The following is a 14346-nucleotide window of genomic DNA, read 5'->3' as shown; positions in this document are numbered from 1 at the left end:
GTGGGCCGCCGGCGGGGCCGCACCCGTCCTGCGGGTGCGGCGCCGCCGGCGCGGGGGTCAGGAGGCGGAGCCGCCGTTCTTGCGGCGCAGGCCGAGCACGCCGACGGCGGTGCCGATCACACCGACCACGATGCCGACCACGCCCAGGGTGCGGGCGGTGGAGTCGCTGGACTTGGCGTCGCCGGCGGCGGCGTGGTCGGAGCTGTCCCCGTGGGCGCCCGCGGCCGGGGACGCGGTGACGCCGTGGCCGTCGCCCTCGGCGGCCTTGGTGAGCTTCAGGACGGGGGCGGGCTTGGCCGGCTCGGGCTGGCCGTCCTTGGACTCGTCGATCCAGCGGGCGATGTCGCCGTTGTCGTAGGTCTGGAGGGTCTTGAAGACCAGGCTGTCGGTGTCGGTCGGCAGCGGGCCGAGCGAGACCCGGAACTCCTGGAACTGGCCGGGGGCGATCTTGGTGCCGGCGTCGGCGGTCCAGGTGATCTTGGAGACGGCCTCGGTGACGTCGTTGCCGTGCACCTTGATCGGCTTGTCGAGCTTGGCCTTCTCGACCGCGGCGGTCCAGCCCGGCAGCGGCAGGGTCCGGACCGAGGCCAGCGGGTGGTCCAGCGGGAGGTTGACCTCCAGCTTCACCGTGCCCGCGGTGTCGCTCTCGTTCGGCACCCGGAAGTCGACGGCCGTGTAGCCGCCCTGGGCGGCCGCGCCCGGGTTCACGGTGACGTGCGCGAAGGCGGGGCCGGCCAGCGCCACCACGGAGGCGGCGGCGGTGAGGGCGACGGCGGCGAGACGACGGGTGGGAAGGGAACGCATGATGCGGGTCTCCGATCGGAGCTCGGCGGCAGCCGGTACCGGGCGACGGACACGATCCGTACCGCGGGGGCCGCGCGTGGGGAGGTGGGGGCAGAGCCTCGGGCCGCCCCGGTGGTCGGGGGAACGGCCGGACGGTGCGCACACCGGCACCCGACGCGGCCGCAGGGCCGCCGGGAGACGCCGGTCAGTACGCGAGAGCCCCGCACGGCGGACCGCGCCGCACCACGCTGTGCCGCAGCACCGCACCCGTCGGGAACAGGCTCTCCCCGCCCCGGGCACCGAACCGGCGGGCCGGGCCCGCCACGCCGAACAGACCGCGCAGCAGCGCGGCCACCAGCGCGAACGCCGTGCGCAACGGCGCCGCCCAGTGCTCCCGGGCCGCCGTGGCGGCCACCCGCAGCAGCCGCCACAGCGCCGCCTCGCCGCGCCGCAGCCACCAGCCCGCGACCAGCGCGGCACCCAGGTGCCCGGCCAGCATCGACGGCGTCATGCCGAGGACACCGGCCTGCCACCAGGGCGCGGTGGCGAACGCGTGCGGATCCAGGCCGGCGGAGGAGACCAGCTGCTCCGCGGACGGGCCGCCGGACAGGCCGAGCAGCGTGCCGGGGCGCGCCTCGTTGCAGATCAGCCGACCGGCCACCTGCGGCACGGTCAGCGGACCGGGGCCGCCGTGGTGCATGCCCGGCATGGAGCCGTTGAAGCCGTTGAAGCCGTGGAAGAGACAGTGCAGCGCGAGCTGCCCGGCACCCAGCGCCCCGGCGATGCCCGCCAGCGAACGCTCCCGCCCGCCGCAGACCGCCGCGAACGCCAGCACCGCGGCGAAACCCAGCGCCAACGCGGTCGGCGGCACGTTCCCGCCCCCCGCCAGGGCGTGCCCGGCGGCCGCTATCAGGGTGCAGACCAGCGCGAACGGGACCGCCCGGGCAAGCCGCAGGTCCCAGGCGGCGGACCCCACCGGCTGAGCCGGTCCGGGGGCGCCCGGGAGCGGGGCGGCGGCGAGGGCAGTCATGGCCGGGCCATCCTCTCATTGCGTACGCCGCCGACACGGGCAGGGTGGGAAATCCCTACGAATGCCCCTTTCGGCGGCGGCGTGCGAGGGGGCGTACGTGTCGCCCGGCACAGACCCCGTCCCCCGGTCCATCCGCCGAACGGGCGGTAGCGGCCCCCGGGCACGGTTCACCCGCGAATCGCCCGGAGATACCTAGTTGTATGTGGAGCCGCAGCCAGGAGGGACCTCCCGTGGACATCTGGTGGACTCTGCACCTCAAGCGCGACCCGGCCAGCGTCCCGCTGGCCCGGCGCATCCTGCTCGGTGCGATGGCGACCGCGGGCGTCGACCCGCAGATCGCGGACGACCTCGGCGTCGCCCTCACCGAGGCCTGCGCCAACGCCGTCGAGCACGGCGCCACCGGGCGGCCCGACGACGGCTTCCAGGTCACCGCCTCGATCTGCGGCGACCGGCTGCGGATCGAGGTCACCGACTCCGGGCCCGGCCTGCCCGCCCCGGCCCCCGCTCCTGCCGGGGCCGCCGCTCCCGCCGCCGTCCGCCGCCCGGCCGCCCCGGCGCCCGCCCGTCCGGCGGTGGCCGGCCGGGCGCCCCGCCGCACCCGCCGCGGCCGGGCCACCGTCCCGGCCCGCGTCCTCGCCGCCCACCGGCCCCGCCGCGACGGCCACCCGTACGACACCCACGTCCTGCCCTGCCGTCCCAGCGCCCCGACGCTGCGCCCGGTCGACCTGGACACCCTCCCCGACCTCACCGCCGAATCCGGCCGCGGCCTCTTCCTCATCCACGCGCTCACCGACCACGTCCAGCTGCGCAACCACCCGCTGCGCGGGGCGATCGTCAGCTTCGACAAGATCCTCAAGTGGCAGGACGGCGCGCTGCTGCGCGCGGCGTCCTAGTGCACGTGGGGCCGGGGGCCGGAGACGACGAGGGGCGCGGGCTGTGGGCCCGCGCCCCTCGGGGTCGACCGGGGCGGGGTCAGCTCCGGGTGGCCGGCTTGCGGCGGCGCAGGGCGACCAGGGTGCCGGCGCCGACGGCCAGGACGGCCGCGCCGCCGAGGGCGATCGGCAGGGTGTTGGAGCTGGAGCCGGTCTCGGCCAGGTGCGGGCCGCCGGAGGGCGAGGGGGACGCGGTGGCGCCCGGAGCGGTGGTGGCCGGGGCGGTGGTGGCCGTCGTGGCACCGGCCTCGCCCACGTTGAACTCGCCCAGGTAGTCGTCGAGGAACTGGGTGCACGCCTGCGGCTTGTTGTTGGCCGGAGTCGGGACCTTGTCGTTGTCGAAGGCGTCCGAGCCGGCTTCGTAGTTGGCGCCGTAGTGACCGACCAGGGCCTTGGCAGTGGCGGCGATCCGGACCTTGTAGGTGATCTTCTCGCCCTTGGCCAGCTTGAACTCGGGCGCCAGCAGGGCCCGGTCGTCGAGCTTGGCGGGCTTCCAGCCGGACCCGGTGTCCAGCTGGACGTCGAAGAACTCGGTGCTCCACTGGACCGGACGGTCCCCGAACTCATCGGTCACGTAGAGGGAGTTGTGGACGACGGGGAGGTCGACGCCGCTCTTGTTCTCCCAGGTCATGGTCATCTCGGCGGCTTGGCCGCCCTTGACCAGGGTGGTGCCGTACAGGCCGGTGCCGGTGACCTTGAGCAGGTTGCTCTGGTAGACGCCGCCGTGGCAGCGGTTGTCGCCGGTCGGCGCCGGCACCGGCCGGGTCGGCAGGTTCGTCGGCCTGGCGGTGGCCGTCGGGGCCGGGGTGCCGGGGGTGGTGGCGCCGGTGCTCGGCGGGGCGGAGGCCGACGGAGTGGCCGTGGCACCGGCGCTCGGAGAGGCGGTGATGCCCACGGCACCGGCGGTGGTGGCGCAGACGGTGGCGCCGAGCGAGAGTGCCACCAGCGTGGACGCGGCCAGGAGTCGGGAGTTGCGCATGGTGAAGGTCCCCCATTTTTGGATGAAATTTGGCTGAAATCAGGCGAATTGAGGCCATGGCCGAGCCGTTGGCACTGGTCGCGACCGCGCACCCTACCGTGCTGCTGTGGCCGGATTTCGACCAGGGGACGCTCTGCCGTCCTCCGGTTGCCGGGCGCGCGCGGCGGTCGGACGATGGGGGGCATGATGCACCAGATGCGAGCCGAGTACGGCGCCGGCGGCGAGGCCGGCGGGGTGCGGCTGTGGCACGTGGTCCGGGGTGAGGAGAGCGTGGCGATGTGCGGCCGCGAACTCGATCCGCAGGCGCGGGTGCGGTCGGCGGTGGACTGGGGGAAGACTCCGGAGCTGTGCTGCCACACCTGCGGGGCGTACTTCCTGCGCGAGGCGCCGTACCTGGCGGCCGAGCACCCGTAAACGGCGCTACCGTGCTCGGCATGGAGGAACCCCTCGTCCGGCCGCGGCCGTTGACCGACGAGGCCGCCGGGCTGCGCGCCGGTGTGCCGGAACTGTCCGAGTACGTCGACCGGTTGTGCGCCCTGGTCGAGCGGGTGGACCCGCTGATCCACGCGTTCGTGCCGGAGCCCGGCCGGCACGAGCGGCTGCGGGCGCAGGCGCGGCAGCTGGCCGCGAGGTACCCGGAGCCGGACGGGAGGCCGCCGCTGTACGGGGTGGCGGTGGGCGTCAAGGACATCGTGCGCGTGGACGGGCTGCCCACGCACGGCGGTTCGGCGCTGCCGCCCGGTGTGCTGGCCGGGCCGCAGGCCGTGGTGGTGGACCGGCTGCGGGCGGCGGGGGCGCTGGTCGCGGGCAAGACGGTGACCGCCGAGTTCGCCGCGAGCGCCCCGGGTCCGACCCGCAATCCGCACCGTCCGGGGCACACCCCGGGCGGCTCCAGCAGCGGTTCGGCGGCGGCGGTCGCGGCCGGGCTGGTGCCGCTGGCGATCGGCACCCAGACGGTCGGCTCGGTGGTCCGCCCGGCCGCGTACTGCGGGGTGGTGGGCTTCCGGCCGACGTACGGGCGGATCCCGATCGCGGGAGTGATTCCGAACGCGCCGAGCTTCGACACCCTGGGGACCTTCACCGCCGATCTGGCGGGCGCCGCCCTGGTGGCCCCGCTGCTCTGCGACGACTGGCGGCCGGAGCGCGGCGAGGCGCCCGGACCCGTGCTCGGGGTGCCGGACGGCACGTACCTGGAGCACGCCGAACCGGCCGCGCTGCAGGCCTTCGAGGAACAGCTGGCGCGGCTGGCGCGGGCCGGGTTCACGGTGCGCCGGGTCGAGCTGTTCCCCGACTTCGCCGGGATCACCCGGCGGCTGCAGACGGTCAACCGCTTCGAGCTGGCCCGCAGCCACGCCGACTGGTTCGCCCGCTTCGGCGGGCTCTACCGGCCGGAGACGGTGGCGGGCATCCGGGCCGGCCGGGCCGTCGCGGCCGAGGACCGGGAGGCCGCCCTGCGGTTCCGGGAGCGGCTGGTCGAACGGGTGGCCGCGGCGGGTGCGGCGGCCGGGGTGGACCTGTGGCTGGCGCCCTCGGCGACCGGCGGGGCGCCGGAGGGCCTGCACAGCACCGGGGACGCGGTGATGTCCCTGCCGTGGAGCTTCCTCGGGCGGCCCGCGCTGAGCCTGCCGGCCGGGCGGACCGCGGAGGGGCTGCCGCTGGGGCTCCAGGTGGTCGGCGCGGCGGGCGGCGACGAGCGGCTGCTGGCCCAGGCTGCCTTCATCGAAGGGGTGCTGGCGGGGCGTTAGGCGAGCGCCGGGTCGGCCGGGTCGGTGGCCTCGGCGCGCAGCAGGCGCAGCAGCAGGCGGCCGGCCCGCTCGTACGGGGCGTCCTCGTCGTGCAGCACGGCCTGGGAGTTGGCCGTCTCCAGGACCGCGATCAGGGCGAAGGCGAGGTCCCCGAGGTCGGTGTCGGGGCGCAGGCCACCGGTGGCCCGGGCGGCGCCGAGGGCCTCGACGACGGTGTCGGACCACTCCCGGGCGCAGCCGGCCAGGGCGTCCCGGACGGGGCCGGGGCGGGCGTCGAACTCGGCGGTGACCTCGTAGAAGAAGCAGCCGCCGGGGAAGACCCGGGCGCGGGAGTAGGCGAGCCAGCTCTCGCAGAGGGCGCGGGCCCGGGCGAGGCCGGGCGGGACGTCGGCGATCGGGGCGACGACGGCGTCGGCGAAGATCCGGCGGGCGGCCCGGACGGTGGCGAGCTGCAGTTCCTCCTTGGAGCCGAAGCCGGCGAAGACGCCGCTCTTGCTGAGTCCGAGGTCGGTGGCGAGGCGGCCGATGGAGAGCGCGTCCAGGCCCTCGACGGAGGCGATGGAGACGGCGCGGCGCAGCACCGCCCGGCGGGTCTCCTCGCCGCGCAGGACCCGTCCGTCGGTGGTCGGTCCGGCCATCGTCCGCCCCTGTTCTGCTCGTCGTGCGTGCCGCCCAGGGTAGTGCGTGGACCTCGGGGGCCTCGGAAAGCTCCTGAAAACTGCACGAACGGTCGTGCTAATATCTCGGCGCGAGCGAGGCGTGACAAGGAGCGCGGAGAGCAGGGAGATCCGATGGACCCGGTTCAGGCACTGATCCGTACGACCCTCAACCCCACGGCCCGGATCGCTCCCGGCCTGGCCGGGCGGGCCGCCTTCGAACTGTTCATGCACCCGGTGCGGCGCAGCCGGGTGCGCGACTCGGAACGGGAGGTGCACGGGCGGGCGGTCACCGAGCGGCTCGCCGTGGGCGGCAAACCGGTGGTCGGCTACCGCTGGGGGAGCGGCGAGCGGCCGGTCCTGCTGCTGCACGGCTGGCGCTCCCGGGCCTCCCGGTTCGCCCCGTACGTGCCCCGGCTGCGGGCGCTCGGGCTGAGCGCCGTCGCCTTCGACGCGCCGGGCCACGGCGACTCCGGCGGCCGGACCACCAGCGTGCTGGAGTACCGCGAGCTCGCGCTGCAACTCCAGGAGCGGTACGGGCCGTTCGAGGCGGTGGTGGCGCACTCGCTCGGCGTCTGCGCGGCCTTCGGGGCGCTGGCCGACGGCCTGCGGGCCGGGCGGCTGGCGGCCGTCTCCGGGGTGTCCCGGGTCGGTTTCTTCCCGGCCGCGTTCTGTGCCGGGCTCGGGCTGAACGCCGAGGTCGAGCGGGCACTGCGGGAGCGGATCGAGCGGGAGCTGTTCGGCGGGGACGCCGGGGGCTGGGAACGCTACGACGCGGCGCGCCGGGTCGAGTCGGTCGCCGGGCCGGTGCTGGTGGTGCACGACGAGGGCGACGGCATCGTCCCGCCGAGCGAGGCGCAGCGGCTGCGAAGGGCGTACGGGGAGCGGCTGGACCTGGTGGTCACTCAGGGGCTCGGCCACCGCAGGATCATCGCGGAGCCGACAGTCGTTGATCAGGTGATCGGATTCATCTCTGCCGGCCGGGAGGTCGCTGTCGCATGAAGATCGTCGAACTGCACGCACAAGCCATGGAGTTGGCCGTCCAGGTGGTGGACGGCCTACGGCCGGACCAACTCGACCTGCCCACCCCCTGCGCCGGTTGGACGCTGCGCAAGCTGCTGGAGCACTGCGTCGGCCAGCACCAGGGCTTCGCCGCGGCCGCCCGCGGTGCCGGGCCCGACCTGGCACTGTTCGCGGACGCCCCGCTCGGCGCCGACCCGGCGGGCGCGTTCCGCCGTACCGGCACCGACCTCGTCGAGGCCTTCCGGGCGGCCGCCGCCGAGGGCCGGCCGCTCTGGCTGCCCGAGATCCGCGACGCCGACCCGTTCCCGTTCACTCAGGCGGTGGGCTTCCACCTGCTGGACACCCTGGTGCACGGCTGGGACGTCGCCGCCGTGCTCGGCACCGCGGACGGTCTGGTCGCGGCGGTGGACGGCGACGACGCGCTGGCCGCCGCGCTGCTGACGGTGACCGAGGCCGTCCCGAACACCGAGGAGCACCGGGCGCCCGGCCGGGCCTTCGGCCCTGGGCTCGAACCCGGCGGCGGCGGGCGGTTCGCCCGCGCCCTGGCGCTGCTCGGCCGCGACCCGGCCTGGAAGCCGTAGCGGCGCGGGGCGCGGGGCGCGGGTCTGCAGGGCCTTACGGGCTCAGGGCCTCCGGGACGCAGGGGATCCCGGAAACCCTAGGACGCCCGGGTGGCGCCGGTGCCCCGGGCCCCGGCGCCCCGGGTGTCGGGGCCGCGCTGCTCGTCGGGGAAGCGCGGCCCGCCGATCAGGAAGAGCAGGGCGGCGGTCGGGAAGCCGAGCGAGGCGGCCACCAACACGATGAACTCCCAGAACATCTTCCGCTCCTCGTCAGTCGCGGGCGGCCCGGACACCCGAAGGTGATCCCAAACCCGGCCCGCTCCGATTGGCCGAATCGTCCGGTCACAGTCCGACGGTATGGCCGAATCACCCCGGCTGCCACCGGGCGTCGCGCCCCGGCCCGCGCCACACCGGCGCACGGGTCTGGGCGCGGGCCACGCGCGGCGGCCACACTGTCGGGATGCAGCTACAGCTCGCAGGGGAAGCACGGCGGCCCGACCGCGAGAGCGAGGACTTCGTGGCGGCCTCGCCGGAGGCGCTGGTCCTGCTGGACGGCGCGAGCTCGCCGGCCGGTCTGGAGTCCGGGTGTCGGCACGGGACGGCCTGGTACGTGCGCCGGCTGGGCGTGCACCTGCTCGCGCGGCTCACCGACCGGGCGGACCGTTCGATCGCCGAGTGCCTGGCCGACGCCATCGTGGAGACGGCCGCGCTGCACGGCGGCCGCTGCGACCTCGCCCACCCCAACACCCCCGCCGCGATGGTCGTCGCGGCCCGGCGGCACGGCGAGGCGCTGGAGTACCTGGTGCTCGGCGACTCCCTGCTGGTGCTGGAGTTGAAGGACGGTCCGCCGAAGGTGATCGGGGACAACCAGCGCTTCCCCGGCGGGGAGGAGCTGCGCCGCCAGGTCTGGGAGACCGTCCCCGGCTCGGCCGAGCGGGCCGCGCTGCACCTGGAGTACGCGATGGCCGTACGCGCCGCCCGCAACCGGGGCGCCGGCCCGTGGATCGCCGCCGCGAGTCCCCGGGCGGCCGAGCACGCCGAGACCGGCTTCGTCCGGCTGGACCGGCTGCACGCGCTGGCGGCCCTCACCGACGGTGCCTCGCGCTACACCGAGCGCTTCGGGCTGGGCAGTTGGGGCGACGTGCTGCGGCTGCTCGCCGAGTCGGGGCCGGGCGAGCTGATCGCCCAGGTCCGGGAGGTCGAGCGGGCGGACGCCGGCTGCGAGCGCTGGCCGCGCGGCAAGACGCACGACGACGCCTCGGCCCTCTACGCGCTGCTGTAGCGGAGCCGGGCGGCGCAACAGCCGGCAGAACGGCGGAACGACAGAACGGCGGAACAGCCGCAGGCGACACCTGCGACCGTTCCGCCGTTCCGCCGTTGCGGCTCCGGGGCCCTCAGTGGCCGTCGGCGGGGATGGTGCCGAGCCGGCCGGCCTGGAAGTCCTCCATGGCCTGCTGGAGTTCGCGGTGGCTGTTCATGACGAACGGGCCGTAGTGGGCGACGGGTTCGCGGATCGGGAGGCCGCCGAGGAGGACGACCTCGAAGTTGTTGTCGCGGGAGTCCTGCTTCTCGTCGGCGCGCAGGGTGATGGAGTCGCCGTCGCCGAAGACGACGGCCTGGCCCCGGTGGAAGGGGCGGTGCTCGGTGCCGGCCGAGCCGTTGCCGGCGAGGCCGTAGGCGAGGGCGTTGAAGTCGGCGCGCCAGGGCAGGGTGATCTGGGCGCCGGGGCTGACCGAGGCGTGGATCATGGTGATCGGGGTGAAGGTGGTGCCCGGGCCCTGGTGGCCGTCCAGCTCACCGGCGATGACCCGCAGGAGCGCGCCGCCGTCCTCGGTGCTGAGCAGCTTGACGTTGCCGCCGCGGATGTCCTGGTACTTCGGGGTGATCATCTTGTCCGAGGCGGGCAGGTTGACCCACAGCTGGAGGCCGTGGAAGAGGCCGCCGGACCTCACCAGCGACTCCGGCGGGCTCTCGATGTGCAGGAGGCCGGAGCCGGCGGTCATCCACTGGGTGTCGCCGTCGGTGATGGTGCCGCCACCGCCGTGCGAGTCCCGGTGGATGAACGTTCCGTCAATGATGTACGTGACGGTCTCGAAGCCGCGGTGCGGGTGCCAGGGGGTTCCCTTCGGCTCGCCGGCCGCATAATCCACCTCGCCCATCTGGTCCATCATGATGAACGGGTCGAGGTACTTCTGGTTGATCTTGGCGAAGGCGCGGCGGACGGGGAAGCCCTCGCCTTCGAAGCCCTCGGGGGCGGTCGCCACGGTGAGGACCGGCCGTGCGCTCGTGACGGCGGGGTCCGGCGTGGTGACGCGCGGGAGGGTCAGCGGGTTGTCGACGGTCACGGCGGGCATGTCGGCCTCCTTCGGGGGGTGTCTGGCCTACGTGCACGAGGTTAGTTCAATTCTCAACAACAAGCAAGTTGAAAATTGAACTATGTAGTGACGGAGGAGCGGGGCTCCTCTTCCAGGATGGGTCAGCCGTACATCCGGCGCATCGTGAAGTCGACCATCTGCTCGACGGCCTTGGCGTCGAACACCATCCGGTGCTCGCCCTCCATGTCCAGCGCGAAGCCGTAGCCGGTCGGCAGCAGGTCCAGGACCTCGGCGCCGGTCACGGTGAAGTGCTTGGACTCCTTGCCCGCGTAGCGGCGCAGCTCCTTCAGCGAGCTGAACATCGGGATCACCGGCGTCGGGGTGTTGTGCAGCGCCAGGAAGCCGGGGCGGTCGCCGCGGGGGCAGTGCACCTTCGAGGTGATGAAGATCGCCTGGAAGTCCTCGACCGCCATCGAGCCGGTGGTGAAGGCCCGCACGGCGTCCGCGAGTGAGGGCGGCGAGGGTTCGGGGTACAGGGACTGCTGGGGGGGCTGCGACTGCCCGCCGTAGGCGTCGGGTCCGGGCATGCCGTTCATGCCCTGCTGCGGTCCCGCCTGCTGCTGGTAGGGGTCGCCCGGGTATGTGTTCTGGTCATATCCGTACACACGGACAGGCTAGCGGGAGCGCACCCTCTTGTGCTGGCATCGATCCTGACAAGGAGTGGCCGCCCCGACTGTGGGACGTGACCACGTTCATAGCGGATTCACCGGCGGGGGCTTGCCCAAGTTACCGCTGGGTAGCATCATGATGCCTACTGGTGGGTACGGGACGCCGGAACGCGGCGGTCTCCCGGAAGCGACGAACCGGAGATAACGGCCATGGGTCACTACAAGTCCAACCTGCGGGACGTGGAGTTCAACCTCTTCGAGGTGTTCGGCCGCGAGCAGGTGTACGGCACCGGACCGTTCGCGGACATGGACGTCGAGACCGCGAAGAACATCCTCAGCGAGATCGCACGCCTCGCCGAGAACGACCTCGCGGCGTCCTTCGCCGACGCCGACCGCAACCCGCCGGTGTTCGACCCGGAGACCAACACCGCGCCGGTCCCGGCCACCTTCAAGAAGAGCTACCAGACCTTCATGGACGCCGAGTGGTGGCGTCTGGGCATCCCGGAGTCGATCGGTGGCCAGGTCACCCCGAACTCGCTGGTCTGGGCCTTCGCCGAGCAGATCCTGGGCTCCAACCCGGCCATCTGGATGTACTCCTCCGGCCCGGCCTTCGCCGGCGTCATCGCCGAGGAGGGCACCGAGGAGCAGCTCGAGGTCGCCAAGCGGATGACCGACCGCCTGTGGGGCTCCACCATGGTCCTTACCGAGCCCGACGCGGGCTCCGACGTGGGCGCCGGCCGCACCAAGGCGATCCAGCAGGAGGACGGCTCCTGGCACATCGAGGGCGTGAAGCGCTTCATCACCTCGGGCGAGCACGACATGTCCGAGAACATCATCCACATGGTGCTGGCCCGCCCCGAGGGCGGCAAGCCGGGCACCAAGGGCCTGGGCCTGTTCATCGTCCCCAAGTTCGACTTCGACTGGGAGACCGGCGAGCTGGGCGAGCGCAACGGCGTCTACGCCACCAACGTCGAGCACAAGATGGGCCTCAAGGCCTCGAACACCTGCGAGATGACCTTCGGTGCCAAGCACCCGGCCAAGGGCTGGCTGCTCGGCGAGAAGGTCGACGGCATCCGCCAGATGTTCAAGATCATCGAGTTCGCCCGCATGATGGTCGGCACGAAGGCCATCGCGACCCTCTCCACCGGCTACCTGAACGCCCTGGAGTACGCCAAGGAGCGCGTGCAGGGCGCCGACATATCGCAGTTCCTGGACAAGACCGCCCCGCGCGTCACCATCACCCATCACCCGGACGTGCGCCGCTCGCTGCTGACCCAGAAGGCCTACGCCGAGGGCATGCGCGCGCTGGTCCTGTTCACCGCGTCCACCCAGGACGACATGATGGCCGCCAAGCTGCGCGGCGAGCGCGACGAGGCCGCCGAGCGCCTCAACGACCTGCTGCTGCCGATCGTCAAGGGCTACGGCTCGGAGAAGTCCTACGAGCAGCTCGCCCAGTCGCTCCAGACCTTCGGCGGCTCCGGGTACCTCCAGGAGTACCCGATCGAGCAGTACATCCGGGACGCCAAGATCGACACCCTGTACGAGGGCACCACGGCGATCCAGGGCCAGGACTTCTTCTTCCGCAAGATCGTCAAGGACGGCGGCCAGGCGCTCACCGCGCTGTCCGAGCAGATCCAGAAGTTCGTCGACTCGGGCGAGGGCGGCGACGCCCTGGCGACCGAGCGCGAGCTGCTCGGCAAGGCCGCCGGCGACCTGGCGGCCATCGTCGGCAAGCTGATCGCCGACCTGACCTCGGTCGAGCAGGACGTCAAGAACATGTACAAGGTGGGCCTCAACACCACCCGCCTGCTGATGGTCTCCGGCGACGTCGTGGTCGGCTGGCTGCTGCTGCGCCAGGCCGCGGTGGCCCTGGCCAAGCTGGAGGCCGGCGCCTCGGAGAAGGACGTCCCCTTCTACCAGGGCAAGGTCGCGGCGGCCCGCTTCTTCGCCAAGAACGTCCTGCCGACCGTCGCCCCGCAGCGACTGATCGCCGAGGGCATCGACAACGAGATCATGGAGCTGGCGGAGGAGGCCTTCTAGGCCACCCTTCCCGGGGCCACCCGCCACCGCCCTTCCCGGGGCGCGCCGTGCGGGAAGCCTCCCGGCAATCGAACCGCCTGACACACCCTCGCACCGAAGGGCCCGGCTGCCACCGGGCCCTTCGGTGTGTCCGCGGCCGCGGTCCGGAGGACGGAAACCACCGGCCGCGCGGGCCGGTTCGCGGTCGAGGCGTTCCGAATGCCGTGTCCGTGTACGGGCATATGCTCAGGTGCGAAGTCGACTCCCCATCCGGCTTCGGCCCTCACTCGACCCAGGAGCAGTATGTCGACCGCCGCCCGCCAGGCATTTTTCGACCGGACGCACAGCGACGACCTGATCGCGTTCCTCGGTACCTCGCCCTCGCCGTACCACGCGGTGGCGAGCGCCGCGGAGCGGCTGGAGAAGGCGGGCTTCCGGCAGGTCGCCGAGACGGACGCGTGGGACGACGCGGCCGGCGGGCGCTACCTGATCCGCGGGGGCGCGCTGATCGCCTGGTACCTGCCGCAGGGGGCGGGCCCCGAGACCCCGTTCCGGATCGTCGGCACCCACACCGACTCGCCCAACCTGCGGGTCAAGCCCGTCCCGGACACCGGTTCCGAGGGCTGGCGGCAGGTCGCGGTGGAGATCTACGGCGGCGTCCCCCTGAACACCTGGCTGGACCGCGACCTCGGCCTCTCCGGCCGGCTCGCGCTCAAGGACGGCACCGTCCGGCTGGTCCAGCTGGACGAGCCGCTGCTGCGCGTCCCGCAGCTCGCCATCCACCTGGACCGCCAGGTCAACGAGGGCATGAAGCTCGACAAGCAGCGCCACCTCACCCCGATCTGGGGCCTCGGCCCGGTCGACGAGGGCGCGCTGATCTCCTACGTCGCCGGGCGGGCCGGTCTGGCCGCCTCCGACGTGGTCGGCTGGGACCTCATGACCCACGACGTCCAGCCCGCCTCCTACCTGGGCCGCGACCGCGAGCTGCTGGCCGCCCCGCGCCTGGACAACCTGCTCTCGGTGCACGCGGCCACCGCCGCGCTCGCCGCCGTCGCCACCGCCGACGGCGCCGCCGACCTGCCGTACATCCCGGTGCTGGCCGCCTTCGACCACGAGGAGACCGGCAGCGAGTCCGACACCGGCGCGCAGAGCCCGCTGCTCGGCAACGTCATGGACCGGACGATCCACGCGCGCGGCGGCACCACCGAGGACCGGGCCCGGGCGCTCGCCGGAACCGTCTGCCTCTCCTCGGACATGGGCCACGCCGTCCACCCGAACTACAGCGAGCGGCACGAGCCGGGCCACCACCCGATGCCGAACGGCGGACCGATCCTCAAGGTCAACGTCAACAACCGCTACGCGACCGACGGCGTCGGCCGGGCGGTGTTCGCGGCCGCCTGCGAGAAGGCCGGCGTGCCGTGGCAGAGCTTCGTCTCCAACAACGCCATGCCCTGCGGGACGACGATCGGCCCGATCACGGCGGCGCGACTGGGCATCAGGACGGTGGACTGCGGCATCGCGGCGCTCTCCATGCACTCGGCACGCGAGCTGTGCGGGGCGGAGGACCCGTACCTGCTGGCGAGCGCGCTCAAGGCCTTCCTGGAGGGCTGAGAACGGCGGCGAGCGGGGCCCGGCG

Annotated in this window: 15 protein-coding genes; 8 read left to right on the top strand and 7 right to left on the bottom strand. The window is 73.5% G+C overall.

Translation table 11 applies throughout. The features are described 5' to 3' along the window. Positions 1–57: 57 nt before the first annotated feature. Both ACFVUY_RS00505 and ACFVUY_RS00500 read right to left on the bottom strand, forming a co-directional pair. A complete protein-coding gene (locus tag ACFVUY_RS00505) occupies positions 58–804 on the bottom strand; it encodes a YcnI family protein (RefSeq protein WP_387693889.1) in 747 nt (248 codons plus the stop codon). A 184-nt stretch (positions 805–988) separates the two neighbouring features. Beyond that, positions 989–1813 (bottom strand): hypothetical protein, encoded by an 825-nt coding sequence (locus tag ACFVUY_RS00500; protein WP_387726378.1) that lies wholly within the window; start codon positions 1811–1813, stop codon positions 989–991. A 230-nt stretch (positions 1814–2043) separates the two neighbouring features. Here ACFVUY_RS00500 and ACFVUY_RS00495 point away from each other — a divergent pair, with 230 nt between their 5' ends. Continuing rightward, on the top strand, positions 2044–2706 hold the full coding sequence (locus ACFVUY_RS00495; protein ID WP_387726375.1) for an ATP-binding protein: 663 nt from the start codon (positions 2044–2046) through the stop codon (positions 2704–2706). Between the two features lie 79 nt (positions 2707–2785). Here ACFVUY_RS00495 and ACFVUY_RS00490 read toward each other — a convergent pair whose 3' ends face one another. Continuing rightward, positions 2786–3724, bottom strand: coding sequence for an LAETG motif-containing sortase-dependent surface protein (locus ACFVUY_RS00490; RefSeq protein WP_387726372.1), 939 nt, complete (start codon positions 3722–3724; stop codon positions 2786–2788). A gap of 183 nt (positions 3725–3907) precedes the next feature. Here ACFVUY_RS00490 and ACFVUY_RS00485 point away from each other — a divergent pair, with 183 nt between their 5' ends. Beyond that, the gene (locus ACFVUY_RS00485; RefSeq protein WP_359898022.1) at positions 3908–4138 is read left to right on the top strand and encodes a hypothetical protein; all 231 of its coding nucleotides are present in this window, start codon (positions 3908–3910) and stop codon (positions 4136–4138) included. Between the two features lie 20 nt (positions 4139–4158). Next, positions 4159–5469, top strand: a complete 1311-nt coding sequence (locus ACFVUY_RS00480; protein ID WP_387726369.1) for an amidase — start codon at positions 4159–4161, stop codon at positions 5467–5469. Here the strand turns inward: ACFVUY_RS00480 and ACFVUY_RS00475 are convergent. After that, positions 5466–6107, bottom strand: a complete 642-nt coding sequence (locus ACFVUY_RS00475) for a TetR/AcrR family transcriptional regulator (protein ID WP_387726366.1) — start codon at positions 6105–6107, stop codon at positions 5466–5468. The genes ACFVUY_RS00480 and ACFVUY_RS00475 overlap by 4 nt on opposite strands. 153 nt (positions 6108–6260) lie before the next feature. On the opposite strand from ACFVUY_RS00475, the gene ACFVUY_RS00470 reads away from it, so the two are divergent. Next, positions 6261–7127, top strand: coding sequence for an alpha/beta hydrolase (locus ACFVUY_RS00470; protein ID WP_387693895.1), 867 nt, complete (start codon positions 6261–6263; stop codon positions 7125–7127). Then, positions 7124–7729 carry a TIGR03086 family metal-binding protein gene (locus tag ACFVUY_RS00465; RefSeq protein ID WP_387726363.1) on the top strand — a complete coding sequence of 202 codons (606 nt, stop codon included), beginning with the start codon at positions 7124–7126 and terminating at the stop codon, positions 7727–7729. The genes ACFVUY_RS00470 and ACFVUY_RS00465 overlap by 4 nt, the downstream gene beginning before the upstream one ends. A 77-nt stretch (positions 7730–7806) precedes the next feature. Here the strand turns inward: ACFVUY_RS00465 and ACFVUY_RS00460 are convergent, their stop codons facing one another. Continuing rightward, complete coding sequence (locus tag ACFVUY_RS00460) at positions 7807–7965, bottom strand: hypothetical protein (protein WP_387693897.1); 159 nt, start codon at positions 7963–7965, stop codon at positions 7807–7809. Positions 7966–8168: 203 nt separating this feature from the next. Here ACFVUY_RS00460 and ACFVUY_RS00455 point away from each other — a divergent pair, with 203 nt between their 5' ends. Continuing rightward, positions 8169–8990 (top strand): integrase, encoded by an 822-nt coding sequence (locus tag ACFVUY_RS00455; RefSeq protein ID WP_387693898.1) that lies wholly within the window; start codon positions 8169–8171, stop codon positions 8988–8990. 112 nt (positions 8991–9102) lie between these two features. Here the strand turns inward: ACFVUY_RS00455 and ACFVUY_RS00450 are convergent, their stop codons facing one another. Together ACFVUY_RS00450 and ACFVUY_RS00445 are read right to left on the bottom strand one after the other, a co-directional pair. Continuing rightward, positions 9103–10062 carry a pirin family protein gene (locus ACFVUY_RS00450; RefSeq protein ID WP_387726360.1) on the bottom strand — a complete coding sequence of 320 codons (960 nt, stop codon included), beginning with the start codon at positions 10060–10062 and terminating at the stop codon, positions 9103–9105. A 122-nt stretch (positions 10063–10184) separates the two neighbouring features. Next, positions 10185–10688, bottom strand: coding sequence for an SseB family protein (locus tag ACFVUY_RS00445; protein ID WP_380635241.1), 504 nt, complete (start codon positions 10686–10688; stop codon positions 10185–10187). A gap of 213 nt (positions 10689–10901) precedes the next feature. On the opposite strand from ACFVUY_RS00445, the gene ACFVUY_RS00440 reads away from it, so the two are divergent. Next, the gene (locus ACFVUY_RS00440; RefSeq protein WP_387726357.1) at positions 10902–12731 is read left to right on the top strand and encodes an acyl-CoA dehydrogenase; all 1830 of its coding nucleotides are present in this window, start codon (positions 10902–10904) and stop codon (positions 12729–12731) included. 282 nt (positions 12732–13013) lie between these two features. Next, complete coding sequence (locus tag ACFVUY_RS00435) at positions 13014–14321, top strand: M18 family aminopeptidase (RefSeq protein WP_387693901.1); 1308 nt, start codon at positions 13014–13016, stop codon at positions 14319–14321. Positions 14322–14346: the final 25 nt, after the last annotated feature.

The organism is Kitasatospora sp. NPDC058063 (assembly GCF_042885395.1).
In the GTDB taxonomy this organism is placed as follows: Bacteria; Actinomycetota; Actinomycetes; order Streptomycetales; family Streptomycetaceae; genus Kitasatospora; species Kitasatospora lactacystinica.
This window is presented reverse-complemented; position numbering and strand designations above follow the sequence as displayed.